The organism is Burkholderia sp. A2 (assembly GCF_001729305.1).
Lineage (GTDB): Bacteria > Pseudomonadota > Gammaproteobacteria > Burkholderiales > Burkholderiaceae > Burkholderia > Burkholderia sola.
Window position 1 is genome coordinate 21,880 of the sequence record NZ_LZXX01000116.1, and the last position, 21,405, is coordinate 43,284.

The 21,405-nt window shown below is 71.7% G+C and carries 7 protein-coding genes; all 7 read left to right on the forward strand.

Annotated elements, in window-relative coordinates:
* Window positions 1-12 precede the first annotated feature (12 nt).
* The 7 genes from A9Z05_RS26375 to A9Z05_RS26405 all read left to right on the forward strand — a co-directional run bounded on the left by A9Z05_RS26375 (window position 13) and on the right by A9Z05_RS26405 (window position 21,345).
* Window positions 13-9,681 carry a non-ribosomal peptide synthetase gene (locus A9Z05_RS26375; protein ID WP_069620753.1) on the forward strand — a complete coding sequence of 3,223 codons (9,669 nt, stop codon included), beginning with the start codon at window positions 13-15 and terminating at the stop codon, window positions 9,679-9,681.
* A gap of 9 nt (window positions 9,682-9,690) precedes the next feature.
* On the forward strand, window positions 9,691-14,679 hold the full coding sequence (locus A9Z05_RS26380) for a non-ribosomal peptide synthetase (RefSeq protein ID WP_069620691.1): 4,989 nt from the start codon (window positions 9,691-9,693) through the stop codon (window positions 14,677-14,679).
* Entirely contained in the window at window positions 14,669-15,700 is a 1,032-nt protein-coding gene (locus A9Z05_RS26385; protein ID WP_069620692.1) for a GNAT family N-acetyltransferase, read from the forward strand. The genes A9Z05_RS26380 and A9Z05_RS26385 overlap by 11 nt, the downstream gene beginning before the upstream one ends.
* A gap of 32 nt (window positions 15,701-15,732) precedes the next feature.
* The gene (locus A9Z05_RS26390; protein ID WP_069620693.1) at window positions 15,733-17,109 is read left to right on the forward strand and encodes a lysine N(6)-hydroxylase/L-ornithine N(5)-oxygenase family protein; all 1,377 of its coding nucleotides are present in this window, start codon (window positions 15,733-15,735) and stop codon (window positions 17,107-17,109) included.
* Between the two features lie 22 nt (window positions 17,110-17,131).
* On the forward strand, window positions 17,132-19,396 hold the full coding sequence (locus tag A9Z05_RS26395) for a TonB-dependent siderophore receptor (protein WP_069620694.1): 2,265 nt from the start codon (window positions 17,132-17,134) through the stop codon (window positions 19,394-19,396).
* A gap of 93 nt (window positions 19,397-19,489) precedes the next feature.
* Window positions 19,490-20,329: a N(5)-hydroxyornithine transformylase PvdF gene (locus A9Z05_RS26400; RefSeq protein ID WP_069620695.1), complete on the forward strand. Its 840-nt coding sequence runs from the start codon at window positions 19,490-19,492 to the stop codon at window positions 20,327-20,329.
* A complete protein-coding gene (locus A9Z05_RS26405) occupies window positions 20,329-21,345 on the forward strand; it encodes a GNAT family N-acetyltransferase (protein ID WP_069620696.1) in 1,017 nt (338 codons plus the stop codon). The genes A9Z05_RS26400 and A9Z05_RS26405 overlap by 1 nt, the downstream gene beginning before the upstream one ends.
* The last annotated feature ends 60 nt before the right edge of the window (window positions 21,346-21,405 follow it).

A 21,405-nucleotide genomic window follows, 5' to 3' on the forward strand; every position in this document is an offset into this window, starting at 1 on the left:
GACTTCACGCACATGACGAGTTTCCCGACTGCGCTGCATCACCGAATCCGCGAACTGGCGCGCATCGCGCCCGACGCGCCCGCCATCGCGGTGCCTTTCCAGAACGACCTGCGCCTGTCGCGCGGCGCGCTCGACGCACGCGCATCGCAACTTGCCCGGCGACTGCGCGCGGCCGGCGTCGGCGCCGAAGTGCGGGTGGGCGTGTGCGTCGAGCGTTCGGGCGACCTGTTCGTCGCGCTGCTGGCCGTGCTCAAAGCCGGCGGCGTGTTCGTACCGCTCGATCCGCGCCATCCGGCCGCGCGCCTCGACTGGATCGTGCAGGACGCGCAACTGCGGCACGGCATCGTCGACGCCGCCGGCCGCGCGGCGCTCGGCACGCCGTTCGAACACGCGTTCGACGCGACGGCGCAAGCACCGGACGTCGCGCAGGACCGCGCGTTCGATGACGACATCGTGACCGTGCATCCGCGTTCGGCCGCTTACATGATCTATACGTCGGGCTCGACCGGCACGCCGAAGGCGGTGGTCGTCGAGCACGGGCCGCTCGCCGCGCATTGCGACGCGCTCGCGGCCGCGCTGCCGATCGAGGCCGGCGACCACCTGCTGCATTTCGCGTCGGTCAACTTCGACGCCGCGCACGAATGCTGGCTCGCGCCGCTCGCGGTCGGCGCCGGCATCGTCGTGGCGCCGCCGCAACCGTTCGCGCCGGACGCCGCGCACGCGCTGATGGTGCGCGAAGCGGTCAACGTCGCCGCGTTTCCGCCTGCGTACCTGCGCGAATTCGCGGCGGTCGCCGCGCGCGACGGCGTGCCGCCGGCCTTGCGCGTGCTCGCGTTCGGCGGCGAAGCGCTGCCGCAGCAGGCGTTCGAATTCGTGCGCCGCACGTTCCCGGCGGTGCGCCTGATCAACGGTTACGGGCCGACCGAAGCCGTGATCTCGCCGATGCTGTGGCCGGTCGAGCCGGGCGAGACGCCGGTGCTGGCAGCCGACGACGCGTATGCGTCGCTGCCGATCGGCCGCGTGATCGGCCCGCGGGTCGCGCGCGTCGACGGCGCCGCCGCCGATGGGGTGGGCGAGTTGCTGCTCGGTGGTGTGTGCGTCGCACGCGGTTATCACGGTCGCCCGGCGCTCACGGCCGAGCGTTTCATTCCCGATGCGGACGGCGAACCCGGCGCGCGCGTCTATCGCACCGGCGACCTTGCGCGCCTGCGCGACGACGGCGCATACGATTATTTGGGCCGCCTCGACGATCAGGTCCAGGTGCGCGGCGTGCGCGTGGAGCCGGCGGAAATCGCCGCGTGCCTGCGCTCGCACCCGGCCGTGGCCGATGCGGCCGTGCTGGCCGACACCGCCAACGGGCCGACGCGGCTGATCGCGTGCGTCGCGCTGCGCGCGGCGGCCGACGATGCCGCATTGAAGGCGCACGTGGCCGCGCAATTGCCGGCCGCGTGGCAGCCGCACCGGTTCGTGCGTTGCGATGCGTTGCCTTATACGCTGAACGGCAAGCTCGACCGCGCCGCGCTGCGCGAGCGGATTGCCGCCGCGCGCGACACGACGCAAGCTGTCGGCGATGCGCCGCGCACGCCGACCGAACAACGGATCGCGGACCTCTGGCAGACGCTGCTGGGCCTCGACGTCACGCCGTCGCGCGACGATCGTTTCTTCGCGCTGGGCGCCGATTCGCTCGCCGCGATGCAGTTGCAGGCCGCGATCCGTGCCGCCGTGCGCGTGAATTTGCGGCTCGACACGCTGTTCGCCGATCCGGCGCTCGCCGAACTGGCCGAAACCGTCGACCGCGCGGAACGCGAGACCGGCGAACCGCTTGCCGCGATTGCCGCGCGCCGCGCGCCGGCCGACGCGGCCGCGTCGGGTGCGCCGTACGTCGATCGTGCGGCATCGCTCGCGCAGCAGCGCTTCTGGGTGCTCGCGCAAACGCGCGATGCAAGCGCCGCGTATCACATCGCCGCGCACTGGACGATCGACGGCGTACTCGACCGCGACGCGCTGCAGCGCGCGCTCGATCACGTGATCGGCCGACATGAAGCATGGCGCACGACGCTCGTCGACAACGACGATGGCGTCGTGATGCAGCGGATTCACGGGCATCTGCCGGTGTCGATCGCGTCGGTCGACCTGCGCGACCAGCCGCCGGCTGCCCGCGACGCGCAAGCCGCGCGTCTCGCCGAGCGCGACGCGGCCGAACCGTTCGATCTCGCGCGCGGCCCGCTACTGCGCGCGACGCTGGTCGCGCTCGCCGACGACCGTCACCGCCTGCTGCTGACCGCGCATCACGCGATCACCGATGGCTGGAGCTCGCGTTGCGCATTCGACGAACTGTCGGCTGCGTACCGCGCGTATGCCGAAGGCCGCGAACCGTCGCTGCCCGCATTGCCGATCCAGTACGCCGACTACGCGGACTGGCAGCGCGACATGCTGGCCGGCGGCGAGGGCGAGCGTCAGCTCGACTACTGGCGCGGCGCGTTGCGCGACGTGCCGGGCCCGCTCGCGCTGCCGGTCGATCGCCAGCCGGGTGCCGCACGCACGCTGCACGGCGCGCGCGTGTCGGTGCGCCTGCCCGATGCGGTCGCGGCCGACGTGCGGCAACTCGCACGCGACGCGCAGGCAACCGTCTTCACGGTGCTGCTGGCCGCGCTCGACGCATGGCTGTCGCGGCTGACCGGCGAAACGGACGTCGTCGTCGCGGTGCCGGTCGCGCATCGTCAGCGCCCCGAAACGCGTGCGTTGCTGGGTCTTTTCCTGAATACGGTCGCGCTGCGCGTGCGTGTGGCGCCGACGCTGCCGTTCCGTGCGCTCGTCGATGCGGCGCGTGCCGCGGCGCTCGACGCGGTCGCGCACCAGGACGTGCCGTTCGAGCGCGTCGTCGACGCGGTGAAACCGCCCGTCAAGCGTGGCGACGAATGGCTGCGCGTGAAGTTCGCGCAGCAGTTCGACGCACGGCACGACAGCGTGCTGCCGGGCGCCACGGCGGTCGCGACGCCGGGGCCCGATCTTGCCGCGCGCTTCGATTTCGCGCTGGATTTCACCGACGACGCGAACGGGATCGAACTCGTCGCGGCCTATGCGACCGACTGCATCGATGCCGATACCGCGCGTGCCTGGCTCGACAGCTATGCAGCGCTCGTCGCGTCCGCCGCACATGACCCGCACGCGACGACGGCCGCGCTGCCGTGCGACGCATCGGCTGCGTCGCGCCAGCCGCGCAACGGCCGTGCGCTGCGCATCGAACATGCCGACATCGTCGCCGCATTCGCACGGCAGGCGGCTGCGTATCCGCATCGGGTCGCGCTTGCGGACGCATCGGCATCGCTGACGTTCGCCGAACTCGACGATGCATCGAACCGCATCGCGCGGGCGCTGGCGCAACGCGGGGTGGCCGCCGAAGCGCCGGTCGTCGTCTGCATCGAGCGTTCGGCGCGTTTCGTCGTCGGCCTGCTCGGCGCGCTGAAAGCCGGCGCGCTGGCCGTGCTGCTCGACCCCGCGCAACCGGCCGCGCGTCTCGTCGCGGCGGCGGCCGACTGCGGCGCGCGCTGGGCGCTCGTCGCGGAGCCGGCCGCGTGGCCGGCCGGCATCGACACGCAGCCGCTCGACGTCGACGCACTCGCGCAGGACGCGACGCTCGCCCATGCGGCGGGCGTGCGCGTCGCGCCGCATCCGGAACAGGGTGCGTACCTGATCTATACGTCGGGCTCGACCGGCACGCCGAAGGGCGTCGTCGTCTCGCACGGCGCGCTGGCCGACTACGTGCACGGGATGCTCGACGAACTCGCGTTCGCGCCGGACGCGTCGTTCGCGATGGTCTCGACCGTCGCGGCCGATCTCGGCCACACGACGCTGTTCGGCGCGTTGTGCGCGGGCCGCACGCTGCACCTGCTGCCCGCCGCGTGCGCGTTCGATCCGGACCTGTTCGCCGACGAAATGCGCCGCCGCGACGTCGGCGTGCTGAAGATCGTGCCGAGCCACCTGCAGGCGCTGCTCGACGCGCGCGTGCCGGCCGACGTGCTGCCGCGCCACGCGCTCGTGACGGGCGGCGAAACGCTCACGTGGGCGCTCGTCGCACGGCTGGCCGCGCTCGCGCCGGCCTGCCGCGTGATCAACCATTACGGGCCGACCGAAGCGACGGTCGGCGCGATCGCATGCGACACCGCGTCGATTGCCGCCGACGCACGCAATCCGGCGAGCGGCGTGCCGCTCGGCCTGCCGCTGCCGAATGCGCGCGCGCTGGTGCTCGACGCGTTCGGCGCGTGCGTGCCGGCCGGCGCGACCGGCGAGCTGTATCTCGGCGGCCCGGGCGTCGCGCGCGGCTACCTCGGCCGGCCCGCGCAAACGGCGGAGCGCTTCGTGCCCGATCCGTTCACGCCCGGCGCGCGGCTGTATCGGACGGGCGACCGCGTGCGGTTGCGCACGGACGGCCGTCTCGCATTCCTCGGCCGTATCGACGACCAGGTGAAGATTCGCGGCTACCGCGTCGAGCCGGGCGAGGTGAGTGCGGCCGTGCGCGCGGCCGGCCCGATCGCGCAGGCCGAAACGCTCGCGATCGAGCACGATGGCCGCCTGCGGCTCGCGACGTTCGTCGTGATGCGCGACGGCGCGGCGTTCGACGAAGCCGCGGTGCGCGCCGCGCTGGCCGCGACGCTGCCCGACTACATGGTGCCCGCGCAGTTCGTCGCGCTCGCGCGCCTGCCGGTGACGGCGAACGGCAAGATCGATCGCGCGGCAATGCGCGAACGGGCCGCCGTGCCGGTCGCGGCCGCGTCCGGCGACGCGCCGCAAGGCGAGGTCGAAACGGTGCTCGCCGACGTCTGGCAGGCCGTGCTGAAGGCGCCGAAGGTGGGCCGCGACGACAATTTCTTCGAACTCGGCGGCGATTCGATCCTCGTGCTGCAGGTGATCGCCCGGGCGCGCAAGCGCGGCGTGCGCTTCACGCCGAAGCAGCTGTTCGACGGGCCGACGGTCGCCGAACTCGCGCGCATCGCGAAAACGGACGATATGGCCGTCGCCGCGCGGCAGCCTGCGAGCACGATCGGAACGACAAACGTAACATCGACTGCCGCGCCGATCCTGACGCCCGCGCAACAACGCTTCTTCGCACTCGATATCCCGCAGCGCGGCCACTGGAACCAGTCGGTATCGTTCGATGTACGCGGCGCGTTCGACGCGGACGCATTCGCACGCGCATTCGACGCGTTGCTCACGCATCACGATGCATTCCGCCAGCGCTTCGCGCGCGGCGCGGACGGCACGTGGCAGGCGAGCGATGCGGCGAAGCCGTACGACGCGCTGCCGTTCGTCGAAGTCGCCGCACGCGACGAAGCCGACGCGCTGGCGCGCTTCGATGCGCTGCAACGCCGTCTCGACCTCGGCAACGGGCCGCTCGCCTGCGCGTGCGCGGCACGACTGCCGGACGGTTCGACGCGGCTCTATCTGGCGATTCACCATGCGATCGTCGACGGTGTGTCGTGGCGCATCCTGCTCGACGACCTCGACACCGCCTACCGCGCGGCGTGCGAGCGCACGCCGGTCCGCCTGTCGCAGCCGGGCCTGCGCGCGGCGGCCTGGGCCGCGCGGCTCGCCCGTGCGGCAACGGAGCCGGCGTCGCCGTTCGCGGGCGAAGCCGCCTACTGGGCCGGCATGGCGCAGGGCGACGACGTCGCGCCCGATCACCCCGACGCAGCGGCGACGAACGCCGATGCGGCCGTCGTCGTACAGACGATCGACGCGTCATTGACCCGCGCCGCGCTGACCGACGCGCACGCGGCCTATCGCACGCAGACGATCGAGTTGCTCGGCGCGGCGCTCGCGCTGGCGCTGGCCGGCGCGCGCGGCGCCGCATCGTGCCGGGTCGAACTGGAAGGACACGGCCGCGAAGCACTGTTCGACGACGCGGATGCCAGCCGCACGATCGGCTGGCTGACGAGCCATTACCCGGTGACGCTGCCGGTCGAAGCGACGGCCCGAGACACGCTGTGCGCGGTCAAGGACACGCTGCGCGCGGTGCCGCACAAGGGGCTCGGCTTCGGCGTGCTCGCGCACTACGGCGATGCGGCCACGCGTGCGGTGCTGGCCGCCGTACCGCGCCCGCGCGTCACCTTCAACTATCTCGGCCAGTTCGATGCGCCGCGCGATGCGACGCTCGTCCCGCGTTTCGGCGGCACCGGCGTCGAGCGCGATCCGAGCGGGCCGCTCGGCAATACGCTCGCGATCCATGCGTACCTCGACACGGACGGCGATGGCGCGCGTACGCTGAAGGTTCACTGGGTCTACGGTGCGCCGCAATTCGAACGCGCGACGATCGACGCGTTCGCCGAACGCTTCGCGGCCGCGCTGCGCGAACTCGTCGACGCATGCGCGTCGCGCGTCGCGCATCGCGGCGCCGGCGCGACGCCGGGCGATTTCCCGCTCGCACAGGCCGCCGGCCTCACGCAGGCCGCGATCGAACGGGCGCCGCTCGACTGGCGCGCGATCGACGACGTGTATCCGCTGTCGCCGATGCAGCAGGGCATCCTGTTCCATGCGCTGTTCGCGCCCGGCCACGCGAGCTACGTGAACCAGCTCGTCGCGACCGCGACCGCACTGGACGCCGACCGGCTCGCGGCCGCGTTCGACGCGTCCATCGCGCGTCACGACATCCTGCGCACGAGCGTGATGCCGGACGAAGCCGCGCCGCTGCAATGCGTGCATCGCCACGCACGCATGCCGGTCGAGCAGCTCGACTGGCGCACGCGCGGCGACACGCTCGACGCCGATTTCGACGCGTGGCTCGCGGCCGACCGCACGCGCGGCTTCGACTGGCGCGAGCCGCCGCTGATGCGGCTCACGCTGATCCGCGTGACGGACGATGCGTGGCGGGTCGTCTGGACGCGCCACCACGTGCTGCTCGACGGCTGGAGCACCGCGCGCCTGCTCGCCGACGTGCTGCGCGACTACCGCGACCCGGACGCCGTGTCGCCGTTCGCGAGCCGCCCGGCGCTGCGTTATCGCGATTTCATCGCATGGCTCGGCACGCGCGACCGCGACGCCGACGAGCGCTTCTGGACCGACCGCCTGGCGCGGCTCGACGCACCGACGCTGATCGCCGAGCGCACGGCCGACCGCGCGGATGCCGAGATGGCCGCGTGGCGCGCGACGCTCGACGCCGACACGACGGCGCGCGTCGCGCAGACCGCCCGCACACTGAAGCTGACCGTCAACACGCTGGTGCAGGGCGCATGGGCGCTCGCGCTGCAGCGGATGACGCACCAGCCGGCCGTGGCGTTCGGCGCGACCGTCGCCGGCCGGCCCGATGCGCTCGCGGACGTCGACTCGGTGCTCGGCCTCTTCATCAACACGCTGCCGGTCATCACCGCGCCGGCGCCGCAGCAACGCGCGGCCGACTGGCTGCAAGCGCTGCAACGCGAAAACGCGGCGGCGGCCGAACATGCGCACACGCCGCTCGCCGACATCCAGCGCTGGGCGCGCGGGTCGGGCGGCGCACTGTTCGACACGCTGGTGGTGTTCGAGAACTATCCGGTGGACGAGTCGGTGCGCGACGCCGATCCGCGCGCGCTGGCGTTGAGCGGCGTACGCAGCATCGAAGCGACCGATTTCGCGCTGACGCTCGTGATCGAAAGCGGCGCCGAACTGACGATCGACTACGGTTACGACACCGCACGCGTCGACGCGCATCAGGTCGAGACCTGGCATCGCGCGTTTGCTTGCGCGCTCGATGCGCTGGCCCGTACGCCGGACGCGCGGCTCGGCACGCTGTCGATCGCCGACGACGCGACCCGCGACGCGCTGGCGCGCGCGCAGGACACCGCGCGTATCTGGCCGGCGGAACAACGGCAGCCGCTGCACCTGCAATTCGCTGACGCCGCGAGGGCCACGCCCGACGCGACCGCACTCGAATACGCGGACGCTCACGGCCGCGTGCAGCGCGCGACCTATCGCGAACTCGATGCCGCTACGTCGCGCATCGCCGCCGCGCTGCGCCGGCGCGGCGTGCGGCCCGACACACCGGTCGCGCTGTGCGTCGAGCGCTCGTTCGACATGGTGATGGCGCTCGTCGGCGTGCTGAAAGCCGGCGCCGCGTACCTGCCGGTCGATCCCGACTATCCGGCCGAGCGCATTGCATATCTGCTGCGCGACGCGCGGCCGGCCGTCGCGATCACGCAGGCGCATCTGCGCGAGCAGGTCGAGGCCGCGCTGGGCGAGGGCGCCGACACGCAATTGCTGACGGTCGCGGATCTGCTGGCCGGCGAAGCGGGCGAAATCGACCGCGAAGCCGTCGCGATCGACGACGCGCAGCTCGCGTACCTGATCTACACGTCCGGCTCGACCGGCAAGCCGAAGGGCGCCGGCAACACGCACGGCGCGCTCGCGAACCGGATCGCGTGGATGCAGCACGCGTACCGGCTGACGCGCGACGACGTCGTGCTGCACAAGACGCCGTTCGGCTTCGACGTGTCGGTGTGGGAATTCGTGTGGCCGCTCGCGATCGGCGCGAAGCTCGCGATCGCCGCGCCGGGCGACCATCGCGATCCGGCGCGTCTGGCCGCCGCGATCCACGCGCACGGCGTGACGGTGCTGCATTTCGTGCCGTCGATGCTGGCCGCGTTCGCCGCGCATCTCGACGATTTCTCGGCCGCCGCGCAATGCGACAGCGTGCGGCTGATCGTCGCGAGCGGGGAGGCGCTGGCGCCGGAGCTCGTCGCGAAGATGGCGCGCCTGTTGCCGAACGCGACGCTCGTGAACCTGTACGGGCCGACCGAGGCCGCGATCGACGTGTCGCACTGGACCTGCGGCCCCGACGACGCGCAGGCGGTCGCGGTGCCGATCGGCCATCCGATCGCGAACCTGCAACTGCACGTGCTCGATGCCGCGTGGCAGCCGGTGCCGGCCGGCGCGACGGGTGAGCTGTATCTCGCGGGTGCGGGCCTTGCACGCGGCTATCTCGGCCGTCCGGCGCTGACGGCCGAGCGCTTCGTGCCCGATCCTTTCGTGCCGGGCGCGCGGATGTACCGTACCGGCGACCTCGCGCGCCGGCGCGCGGACGGCGCGCTCGACTATCTCGGCCGCGTCGACACGCAGGTGAAGCTGCGCGGCCAGCGGATCGAGCCGGGCGAGATCGAGGCGCTGCTGCGCGCGGCGCCAGGCGTCAACGATGCGGTCGTGATCGTGCGCGACGAGCAACTGATCGGCTATGTCGCGCGCGGCGACGCGGGCCCGCTCGACCGCGCGGCGCTGCTCGACACGCTGCGTGCGCAACTGCCGGCGTACATGGTGCCGTCGCAGCTGATCGAGCTCGATGCATTGCCGGTCACGCCGAACGGCAAGTGCGACCGCCATGCGCTGCCCGCGCCGGTGCGCGAAGCGACCGACGCCGTCGAACTCGCGACCGATACCGAGCGCGCGCTCGCCGACATCTGGCAGCGCGTGCTGCATGTGGACGCGATCGGCCGCGACGGCGATTTCTTCCTGCTCGGCGGCCACTCGCTGCTCGCGACGCAGGCCCACGCGCAGGCCAACCTGCACTGGGGGCTCGCGCTGCCGCTGCGCACGCTGTTCGACACGCGCACGCTCGCGCGCTGCGCGGAGGCGATCGACGCGGCCTGCGCGGCACGCGGCGCGACCGATGCGGCGAGCGCGATCGACGCGCTGCTCGGCGAACTGGAAACCCAATAAGGACGACGGATGACGAAGGTTCAACCCGACTGGCTCGCGCTCGCGACGCGTTTCGCGCAACTGCCCGACGCGCAGCGCGCGGTCTTCATCGACAAGCTCGGCGCGGCCGGCATCGACTTCCGTGTGCTGCCGATTCCGCCGCGCACGCCGCGCAGCGACCGCGTGCCGGCGTCGTTCGCGCAGACGCGGCTGTGGCTGCACGCGCGGCTGATCGATGCGCCGGACGCGTATCACATCACCGAGCGCCTCGCGCTGACGGGGCCGCTCGACGTGCACGCACTGCGTCTCGCATGCGATGCATTGATTGCACGCCATGAGGCGCTGCGCACGACCTTCGACGAAGCACAGGACGGCGTCGCGCAGACGATCCACGCGCCGCTGCGCTGCCCGTGGCGCGAAACCGATCTCGAAGCGCTGCCGGACGCGCAGCGCGCGGCACGCGCCGAAGCCGTCGCGACGGCCGACGAAGCCGAACCGTTCGATCTCGGCACGGCGCCGCTCGTGCGCGCGCATCTGGTGCGCTTCGACGCGACGCATCACTGGCTCGCCCTGACCGTGCATCACATCGTGTCGGACGGCTGGTCGTCGGGCGTGATGCTGTCCGAGCTTGCGGCGTTCTATCGCGCATATGCGTCCGGGGAACCGGTGCCGCTCGCGCCGTTGCCGATCCAGTACGCCGACTACGCGCTGTGGCAGCGCCGCTGGCTCGATGCCGGCGAGCGCGACCGTCAGCTCGCGTTCTGGCGCGAGCGGCTCGATCCGCAGCGCGGCGTGCTGACGCTGCCGGGCGCGACCGCGCGGCCGGCCCGTCGCAGTGCGCGCGGCGCGCGCCATGTGTTTTCGCTCGACGCGCGCACCGGCGCGCAGCTGCGCGCGTTCGCGGCCGCGTCCGGCGCGACGCCGTTCGCGGTGCTGCTCGCCGCGCTCGATGCGTTGCTGGCGCGTGCGACCGGCGACGCACGGATCTGCGTCGGCGTGCCGGCCGCGAACCGGGAGCGCGCGGAAGTCGCCGGCCTGATCGGCTTCTTCGTCAACACGCTCGCGATCGACGTCGACGTGCCCGCGAACGGCGATTTCTCGTCGCTGGTCGCGCGTACGCAGCGTGCGCTCGTCGACGCGCAGATGCACCAGGACGTGCCGTTCGAGCAGGTGGTCGACGCGCTCGGCGTGCCGCGCAGCGCGAGCCACCATCCGCTGTTCCAGGTGATGGCCGCGTATGGCGAACGCCGCGCGCTGCCGCCGCTCGGCGCGGCGTCGGCCGCGCTGCTGCCGTCCGGTACGCCGTCCGCGAAATTCGATCTGACGCTGTCCGTCGAAGCGACGCCGGACGGTACGTTCGACGCGGCCTTCATCTACGCGCTCGACCTGTTCGACGCGGATGCGATCGCACGGCTGGCCGCGCGCTTCGTCACGCTGCTGACCGATGCGCTCGCGCGCCCGGATCTCCCGGTCGGCGATCTCGACTGGCTGCCCGCCGACGAACGCGCGCAACTCTTCGCGTGGAACGCGCCGGCCGGCGCGACCGACGCCGAGCCGTTCGTCCCGGTGCATGCGCGCATCGCCGCGCATGCCCACGCGCGGCCCGACGCACGCGGTGTCGCCGATATCGATCGCGCATTGACGCGCGGCGAGGTCGACGTCCGTGCCGCACGTTTGGCGCGCCACCTGGTGGCGGCCGGCGTGCGGCCCGAGATGCGCGTGGGCGTGGCGCTGCAGCGCTCGGTCGACCTGCTCGTCGCGCTGATCGCGGTGCTGAAGTCGGGCGCCGCGTTTGTGCCGCTCGATCCGGCGCATCCGCGCGAACGGCTCGCGCAGATCGTCGGCGATGCGGCCATCGCGCACGTGCTGACCGACGCCGCGAGCGCCGCGTCGCTGCCCGAATTGCCTGAACTGCGCATCTGGCGCGCGGACGAAATCGACGCGCTCGACGAAGCCGCGCACGTCGCGCTGCCGGACGTGCTGCCCGGCCACGCGGCGTATGCGATCTACACGTCGGGCTCGACCGGCAAGCCGAAGGGCGTGATCGTCGACCACGCGTCGTTCGCGCTGCATTGCGCGGCGATCGCCGAGCGCTACGGCGCGGGCGAGCACGACGTGTTCCTGCTGTTCCAGTCGGTCAATTTCGACGGCGCGCACGAAGGCTGGTTTTCGCAATACATGTCGGGCGCCGCCGTGTCGGTGACGGCCGACGTGCTGTGGCCGCCCGCGCAGACCTGCGCGATGATGATCCGCGACGGCGTAACGATGACCTACGTGCCGCCCGGCTGCGCCGCCCAGCTTGCCGAATGGGCGCTCGCGCATGGCGCGCCGCCGACGCTGCGTTCGCTGACCGTCGGCGGCGAGGCGACGTCGCGCGAGGCGTTCGCGATGCTGCGCCGCGCGCTGCCGAACGTGCGCGTGGTCAACGGCTACGGCCCGACCGAAACGGTCATCACGCCGACGCTGTGGATGTTCCGTCCCGGCGACGATCTCGCGAAGCTCGGCGACGCCGCGTATCTGCCGATCGGCACGCTGGTCGGCGCGCGCACCGCGCACGTGCTCGACGCCCGGCTGCATCCGTTGCCGGTCGGCGTGATCGGCGAACTGTACCTGGGCGGCGAGGGGATCGGCATCGCGCGCGGCTACCTCGACCGCCCGGCGCTGACGGCCGAGCGTTTCGTGCCCGATCCATACGGCGCGCCGGGCGCGCGTCTGTACCGCACCGGCGACCTCGTGCGGCGCCGTGCGGACGGCGTGTTCGATTTCATCGGCCGCGTCGATCATCAGGTGAAACTGCGCGGCCTGCGCATCGAACTCGGTGAAATCGAAGCACAGCTCGCCGCGCACGACGCGGTGCGCGAAGCCTGCGCGGTCGTGCACGGGCAAGGCGCGCTCGCGCAGCTCGTCGCGTACGTCGAACTGACCGCCGACGCGCGGGCGGCCGCGCAGCCGGTCGAAGCCGCGACGCTCGACGCGCACCTGCGCCGCACGCTGCCCGACTACATGGTGCCCGCGCAACTGATCGTGCTCGACGCGCTGCCGCGCAACGCGAACAGCAAGGTCGACCGTGCGCGGCTGCCGGCGCCGGTGCGGGTCGAACGTGCGTACGAGGCGCCGCGCGACGGCGACGAAGCCGCGCTCGCGGCGATCTGGTGCGACGTGCTGAACCTGGAACGCGTCGGCCGCGGCGATCACTTCTTCGATCTCGGCGGCCATTCGCTCGCGGCGGTGCGCGTCGCGACGCGCGTGGCCGAACGGCTCGGCCGCGACGTGCCGGTGCGCGCGCTGTTCGAGGCGCCCGTGCTCGCGCAGTACGCGCGGCAGGTGGCCGATGCGCCGCGCGTCGCGCATACCGGCGCCACGGCGCCGGGCGTCGCCGTGGCCAAACCGGACGCGCACGGCGTGTGGCCGCTGTCGCCCGCGCAGCTCGGCCTGTGGTTTCTGTGGCGCGCGCAGCCGGACAACGCCGCGTACAACATTCCGGTTGCGCTGCGCGTGCGCGGCCCGCTCGACGTCGATGCGCTGCGCGCCGCGTTCGCGGAGGCGGCAGCCGTGCATCCCGCGCTGCGTGCGCGGCTCGTCGTTCGCGACGGCGCGCTGCCGGGCCAGCGGATCGACGCCGACGTTGCCGTCGACCTGCCGGTGATCGACTTGTCGGCGCAAGCCGATGCACTGGCCCGCGCGGCCGCGCTAACCGACGCGGATGCGCTCGCACCGTTCGACCTCGCGGCCGACGCGCCGCTGTGGCGCGCCCGCGTGTTGCGGCTCGGTGCGGACGACCACGTGCTGTCGGTGACGATTCACCACATCGTGTCCGATGGCGAATCGATCGAGCTGTGGCTCGACGCGGTGCGTGCCCGCTATGTTTCCCGCGTGCAACGCAGCGCAGTGTCGGCCGACGCAGCCGTCGAACCGGCCGCCCAACCGCTCGTGCTGCCCGCACCGTGCCATCCGGCGCGCGTCGCGTACTGGCGCGATGCGCTCGCCGATCTGCCGTCGCGCGTATTGCCGCTGCGCGCCGACGCGCCGGCCGTGCCGCAATGGCGCGCGGCCCGCATCGCGTTCGAGTTCGATGCGCAACTGATTCGCGCCGCGCGCGACGCCGCATCGGCTTCGCACGCGACGCTGCCGATGCTGTTGCACGCGGCGCTCAACACCGCGCTGTTCCGCGCGACGGGCGTGGCCGACCAGCCGGTCGGCGTGCTCGCGTCGACGCGCGAGCTCACGGGCGACGCGGCCCGCGCCGCGCTGGGCCTGTTCATCAACTCGGTCGTCGTGCGCACGCGGATCGATCCGGCCGCGCGCCGCGCGGACGTGCTGGCGCAAGTGCGCGACACCGCGCTCGCCGCGTATGCGCATGCCGACGTGCCGTTCGCCGACGTCGTGGCCGCGCTGCGTGCGCCGCGCGCCGCGCAGGCCAATCCGCTGTTCCAGGTGATGTTCAACTACCTGCGCCCGACCGGCGCCGCCGCGCGCGACTGGGCCGGCCTGTCGCTGGCCGGATTCGACGACATACGCCATCGCGTCGTGTTCACGCTCGAGCTGGACGTCGTCGAGCATCCGGACGGCCGCGTGAGCGCCGCGTTCTCGTATGCGGACGAACTGCTCGCGCGCGATTTCGTCGAGACGCTCGTTGACCTGTACCACGACGAAGTCGCGTGTTTCGCCGGTGCATCGGAGGCGGCGCTCGGCGCCGCCGATGCGCGCGCAGCCACGCACGCCGCGTCCGGCGCACGCGCCAGCGCCGCAGCACGGCCCCACGCCATGCCGTCGCAGGCGGCCGCCGCGCTCGCCGCACTGTGGTCGGACACGTTCGCGACGGCCGCTCCCGAGCCCGATGCGGACTTGTTCGAGGCCGGCGCGACGTCGTTCGACGTCGTGCGCTTCGTCGACGCGGCCGGCCGTGCCGGCCATGCGCTGACGGTCGCCGACGTGTTCGCGGCGCCGACGCTCGCGGCGCTCGGCGCGCGGCTCGATGCGCGCGCGGAAACGGGGCAGGAGGCGCGCCATGCTGGCTGAAGTGCGCCCGGACGGATTCACGATGCTCGATACCTACCGGCTCGCGTTCGCGGACGGTCTGTTCGCCGCGCGCGACGGCGCGGAGATCCGCGTCGCGCAGGGCGACGGGATCGGCGCGCAATTGCTGCGCGCGCAGCTCGGCGACGACGGTGCGCTGCGCCTCGTCGCCTACAACCATCGCGCGGCGCCGGCCGATCAGCGGCGGGCGCTGCTGGCCGCACTGGCCGCGGCGTTTTCGGACAGCGCGCGCCACGCGGCGATCCGGCTCGACCCGGCCGCCTGGCCGGCGGTCGCGCTCGACGCGTTGCGCGCGAGCGGCGTGCTGGCCGACGGCGGCCGCTGCATGCGCGACGGCTGGGCGCAACAGGCCGATCTGTGGCGCGTCGGCCCGCTTCTGCCGTGCGCGACGCTGCCGACGATCACCGACGGCCGGCGTCATCCGCGCCGGCCGCCCGCACCGCGCGGCGAAGTCTATGCGCGCGACCTGCCGGCGCTCGGCGTGCGCTTCACGCTGCGCGGCTGGCGGCCGGCGGAGGATACCGAGCGGCTCGCGCGCTGGTTCGACGAGCCGCGCGTGCGCGACGGCTGGCCGGGCGCACAGCCCGCGCAACGCGGCACGGACGGCCCGCAGGAAACCGATCCGCACGTGACGCCGCTCGTCGGCTGTTTCGACGGCGAGCCATTCGCGTATTTCGAGGCGTTCTGGCTGAAAGAGGACGCACTCGCGCCGCACGTCGCGGCGCGCGACTACGACCGCGGGCTGCGGATGCTGGTCGGCGAGCCGCGCTGGCGCGGCTCGCACCGCGTGGCCGGCTGGCTGCCGTCCGTCGTGCATTACCTGTTTCTCGACGACCTGCGTACCGAAGCGGTCGGCTGTGCCGTGCCGGCCGGCCACGCGCGGGTTGCCGACCATCTCGCGCGGCATGGCTTCGCGCGGCAGCGCCGCCTCGCGCTGGCCGACGCGCAGCCGTTGTGGATGCGCACGCTGCGCGAGACGTTCTTCTCCGGCCGTCACGTCTGACGGGCCGGATTCATCGACAAGGGAGCTGAGACATGCAGAGAGAAACCGTATTCGACCTGATCGGCGTCGGCTTCGGGCCGTCGAATCTGGCGCTGGCCGTGCGCCTCGCGGAGCGCGGCGGTGCGCACACGTTCGCCCATTGCTTCATCGAGCGCCAGCCGGAGTTCGGCTGGCATCGCGGGATGCTGCTCGACGACTGCCGGATGCAGATTTCGTTTCTGAAGGATCTCGTGACGATGCGCGATCCGAAAAGCCGCTACACGTTCATCAACTACCTGTTCGAACGCGGCCGGCTGAACGAATTCATCAACCTGAAGAACTTCTATCCGACCCGCGTCGAATTCCATGACTACCTGAGCTGGGTGGCCGACGCGTTCGACGATCGCGTCCATTACAGCGAGACCGTGCTGGGGATCGAGCCCGTGCGCGGCGACGGCGCGAAGATCGACGCGCTGCGCGTGCTGTCGCGCGACGCGGCCGGTCACGAGCGCCAGCGCGTCACGCGCGCGCTGTCGGTGGGCGTCGGCGGCACGCCGGCGATTCCCGATGCGTTCGCCGCGCTCGGCCGCGACCGCGTCATCCATTCGTCGACGTATCTGGCCGATATCGACCGGCTCGTCGCGTCGCCCGACGGCGAGCGCCGCCGCGTCGCGGTGATCGGTGCGGGGCAGAGCGCGGCGGAGGTGTTCATCGACCTCGCGCGCCGCTTCCCGCACGTCGACGCGAGCCTCGTGATGCGCGCAGGCGCGCTGAAACCGGCCGACGACAGCCCGTTCGTCAATGAAATCTTCAGCCCCGAATTCACCGACGTCGTCTATGCGCAGCCGCACGACGCGCGCCGCGCGCTGCTCGAGCGCTATCGCGACACGAACTACGCGGTGGTCGACCGGCCGCTGATCGAGCAGATCTACGAAATGCTGTATCTGCAGCGCATCGACGGCACGCCGCGTCATGCGCTGCTCGCGAACAGCGCGATCGAGGCCGCGGTGCGCGCCGCCGACGGCCGCATCGAGCTGACGCTGCGCGACCGGATGAGCGGCGCCACGCGCGTCGAGCGCTTCGACGCGCTCGTGCTCGCGACCGGCTACCGCCGCGACACGCATTCGGCGCTGCTCGAAGGGCTCGCGCCGCACCTGGGCGATGCGCTCACGCGCGGCGACGTCACGCGCGACTACCTGCTCGCGACGCCCGAGCACTTCGCGCCGCGCATCTATCTGCAAGGCTGCTGCGAAGACAGCCACGGCCTGTCCGACACGCTGCTGTCGGTGCTGGCGCGCCGCGCCGACGAGATCTGCGCGTCGCTCGAAGACGGGATCGCGCCCGCGCACGACGAAGGCGCGGCCCGGGACACGCACGAAAAACGACCGAACAACGGGGTGAGCGCGGGCCGGATGGCTTTCGCTCTTTGACAAAGGCGCGGTCGGAGACCGCATGAAAAAAGTGGAGCAGAAGAAGATGGAGTGGGCAACAGGCACGCGTTTGCGTGCGATCGCAGCCGCGGCAAGCGTGGCGTTCGGCACGGCGGCGGCAGGGCACGCCTACGCGCAGACGGCGCCGGCCGTGAACGCAGGCGCCGCGGCGTCGGCCAGCAGTGCGCAAACCGGCGCGACGACGCGTACGTCGACCGGCGCGCAAAACGGCACGCTGCCGGCGATCACCGTCAACGCGGCCGCGGCCGGCGACGGCACGGTCGGACTCGTCGCGAAGCGCAGCACGACCGGCACCAAGACCGACACGCCGCTCAACGAGATCCCGCAGACGATCAACGTCGTCACCGCGCAGCAGATCGAGATGACCGGCGCCACCGACGTGAACGCGGCGCTGCGCTACGTGCCGGGCTTCTCGTCGTACGGGTCGGACAACCGCTCCGACTGGTACGCCGCGCTGCGCGGCTTCACGCCGACCGCCTACGTGAACGGGCTGCAGGTGCCGAACACGATCAACCTCGCGAGCTGGCGCGTCGATCCGTACATGATCGACAGCATCAGCGTGCTGCGCGGGCCGACCTCGGTGCTGTACGGCGCAGGCGACCCCGGTGCGATCATCGACGTGCACACCAAGCTGGCCGACGGCGAGCGCGTGCGCGAAGCCGGCGTGCAGATCGGCAACTATGCGCGCAAGCAGTTCATGATTGACGTCGGCGACAAGCTCGATCCGGACGGCAAGTATGCGTACCGGTTCGTCGGCGTCGCGCGCGACGGCAACGCGCTGACGGGCCCGAACAACGACCAGCGCGTCGCGCTCGCGCCGTCGTTCCGCTGGCGCCCGGACGCGGATACGTCGCTGACGCTGTCCGCGACCTACCTGCAGGACTGGGGCGACATCTCGTCGAACTTCCTGCCCGCGCAGGGCACGGTGCTGCCGAACCCGAACGGCCAGCTGAGCAAGGACGTCTACGGCGGCGACCCGAATTTCAACTACTACCGCAAGAAGCAATGGTCGGTCGGCTACCAGTTCGAGCGCAACCTGACGCCAGCCTGGACGTTCCGCCAGAACACGCGGCTGATGCACCTGTCGCTCGACAACGGTTCGGTGTTCGGCGCGGGTTTCGCGGATGGCAGCCTGACCGACATCAACCGCTGGGCCGGCGTGTTCCAGATGAACTACAGCCGCTTCGACATCGACAACAACCTCGAGGGCCGCTTTGCGACGGGCCCGCTGCAGCACACGCTGCTGCTCGGCTTCCAGTACAACCGGCAGACCGCGACCGACAGCGAATGGCTCGCCGCCGCGCCGCAGCTGAACATCTACAACCCGGTGTACCAGCCGGTCACGACGGCGGTGTTCACGCCCGACGCGACGTTCCGCACCAATACGTACACGACGCTGAACACGTTCGGCCTGTACGCGCAGGACCAGATCAAGTGGAACCGCTGGACGCTGACGCTCGGCGGCCGCGAGGACTGGGTCGACATGCGGCAGGACGACCGCGCGGCCGGCACGTCGACGAAGGCCGACGTGACGGCATTCACCGGCCGCGTCGGCCTCACGTACCAGGGCGACTACGGGCTGTCGCCGTACGTCAGCTACGCGACGTCGTTCAATCCGCTGATCGGCGTGAACCTGGTCGGCGGCGGACTGCCGCAGCCGACGCGCGGCAAGCAGATCGAAGCCGGCCTGCGCTGGCAGCCGCCCGGCAAGAACCTGATGCTGAACGCGGCGATCTACCAGATCAACCAGACCAACGTGCTCACGTCGGCGCTGCCGAGCCAGGACCCGACCGGCACGAAGTCGGTGCAGACGGGCGAAGTGCGTTCGCGCGGGATCGAGTTGAGCGCGACCGGCAAGGTCACGCGAAACCTGTCGGTGATCGCGTCGTACGTCTATCAGGACGTGAAGAACGTGCAGGCCAACGACGTCTCGCTGAACAACTGGCCGGTCGACATTCCGCGTCCGCGCCAGATGGCGTCGCTGTGGACCGACTGGACCTGGTACACCGGGCCGCTCGCCGGCTTCGGCCTCGGCGGCGGCATTCGCTACCAGAGCGCGGCGGCCGGTGCGGCCGACAACTCGCTGACGGTATCGAGCGTCACGCTGTTCGACGCGGGCCTGCATTACGACACGCGCAACTGGCGCTTCGCGGTAAACGGGACGAACCTGTTCAACCGCCATTACATCAGCGGTTGCCAGTCGATGAACGTCTGCATTTTCGGGACCGACCGCACGGTGATCGCCACCGCGAAATACAACTGGTGACGTCGCGCGCCGCGGCTCGCCGGCCGGCCTGGCCTTCAGGGCCGGCGCGGCCCGGTCGCGGCGCCTTCGTCCGCTTTTTTCCACGACGCATCCATGCCGAAGAAAAATCTCGTCTACATCCAGTCGCTGCGCAACGGCGCGGCCGATCGCGCCGGCCAGCCGGTCGCTTATCGGGGCAGCACGCGCTACATGAAGGCGCCCCTCGAATTCCTCGTCGAGCGCCTGAACGATTCGCCGCTCGGAGAGCGCTACACGCTCCAGGGCGTGATCGTCGACGATGACGAAGGCTCGCCGGCCGACCGCGCGAAAGTGGCCGATTACGGTTTCGCGCGCACGCCGGGCCGCCCGTGGATCCTGCCGGAAGGCCTGACGGTGCACGGCCGGCCGGTCGACGAGCTGTTCTGTTCGATCCCGTCGACGTACCGGCGGCTGCCGCGCGACGCGCGTGAGCGCGTGGCCGGCAAACAGGCGTTCGAGCGCCGCCTGCTCGAGCGCCTGCTTGAACTCGATGCCGATATCGTCGTCCTCGACGGGCTGCTCGTGATCCTCGACGAACTCGTGCGGCCGGGCGCGCGCTTTCACCGGCGCATCGCGAACATCCACCCGGGCATCACCGCCGACGATTCGCCGTACCAGCGGCGCGGCGCGTGGGCGACGCTCGACGCGCTGCACGGCGCGCGCGGCGAACGGGTCGACTGGGCCACCGGCGCGACGTCGTCCATCGAACCCGTGACGATGACGGGTGCGTCGTTCCACTACGTCGACAACGGCATCGATTCCGGCGAGGTGATCTGCGACGTGCTGGACACGCCGATCGCGCCGGACGACACGATTCTCGAACTGCGCTGGAACAACTTCCAGCGCAGCCTGTTTCCGGCGCTCGAGCGCGGGCTGCATGTGCTCGCCGATCGCCACGACGCGGGAGCATTGTGATGCAAGACACGCTGACGAAACCGGCCGGCGCCGCCGACGCCGTCGAAGGTGAAGTGGCCGCGGCGCTCGACGGCGCCGCGCACGGGCAGGCGGCAGCCGTCGTCGAGCATGCGCTCGACGCATGGCGGCCCGACGACGCACCCGACGCGCTGCTCCCGACGCTGGTGGCGCTGTTCAACACCGACACGCGGCACGATGCGGCGACGGTCTCGGTGCCGCTCGGCGGCGCCGATGCGGCGGCCGTGGCTTCGTACGTCGCGCGTGCGGTGCGCGAAGGCGTGATCGACGGCGCGCAGGTCGCGGGCGACACGTTGCGGCTCACCGTGTCGCGCACGACGTTCTGGCAGAATCCGCGGCCGTGGCTGAAGGCGCCCGCGTCGGGCGGGATGCCGCTGCGCTACGCGATCACGAACGGCCACCGGCATCCGGTGCGGCCGCCGTCGCCGGCCGGCGAGATCTATTCACGCACCATGCCGCAGGTCGGGATGACGTTCAGCCTGCGCACCGTCGATATCGACGCACACGCGGACCTGTTCAGCCACTGGATGAACCTCGACCGCGTCGCACATTTCTGGGACCAGCGCGGCACGCGCGACGAGCATGCGGCGTATCTCGCCGAACGGCTGGCCGATCCGCACATGCACCCGATGATCGGCTATTTCGACGACACGCCGTTCGGCTATTTCGAGTTCTACTGGGCGAAGGAGGACCGCCTCGCGCCGTTCTACGACGCGCACGACTATGATCGCGGGCTGCACCTGCTGATCGGCGACTCGCGATTCCAGAGCGCCGGCAAGCTGCATGCGTGGTGGAGCGGGGTGCTGCACTACATGTTCGTCGACGAACCGCGTACCCGGCGGCTCGTCGGCGAGCCGCGCGTCGATCACGTGCGGCATATCGCGTACATGCATCGGCTCGGGTTCTACACGCTGAAGGAATTCGATTTCCCGCACAAGCGCGCGGCGCTCACGGTGATCGAGCGCGATACGTTCTTTGACACTTTCCGGTTGCCGTGACGGGGCGGGCGCGCGGCGTCGGTGCGACGGCGTGCGCGGTCTTGCGATGCGTACGCATCG

Bases quoted from the DNA above. Each gene is read 5' to 3' on its own strand.
- A9Z05_RS26395 (WP_069620694.1), top strand. From the start codon at position 17,132: ATGAAAAAAGTGGAGCAGAAGAAGATGGAGTGGGCAACAGGCACGCGT.
- A9Z05_RS26405 (WP_069620696.1), top strand. From the start codon at position 20,329: ATGCAAGACACGCTGACGAAACCGGCCGGCGCCGCCGACGCCGTCGAA.
- A9Z05_RS26385 (WP_069620692.1), top strand. From the start codon at position 14,669: ATGCTGGCTGAAGTGCGCCCGGACGGATTCACGATGCTCGATACCTAC.
- A9Z05_RS26375 (WP_069620753.1), top strand. From the start codon at position 13: ATGACGAGTTTCCCGACTGCGCTGCATCACCGAATCCGCGAACTGGCG.
- A9Z05_RS26390 (WP_069620693.1), top strand. From the start codon at position 15,733: ATGCAGAGAGAAACCGTATTCGACCTGATCGGCGTCGGCTTCGGGCCG.
- A9Z05_RS26400 (WP_069620695.1), top strand. From the start codon at position 19,490: ATGCCGAAGAAAAATCTCGTCTACATCCAGTCGCTGCGCAACGGCGCG.
- A9Z05_RS26380 (WP_069620691.1), top strand. From the start codon at position 9,691: ATGACGAAGGTTCAACCCGACTGGCTCGCGCTCGCGACGCGTTTCGCG.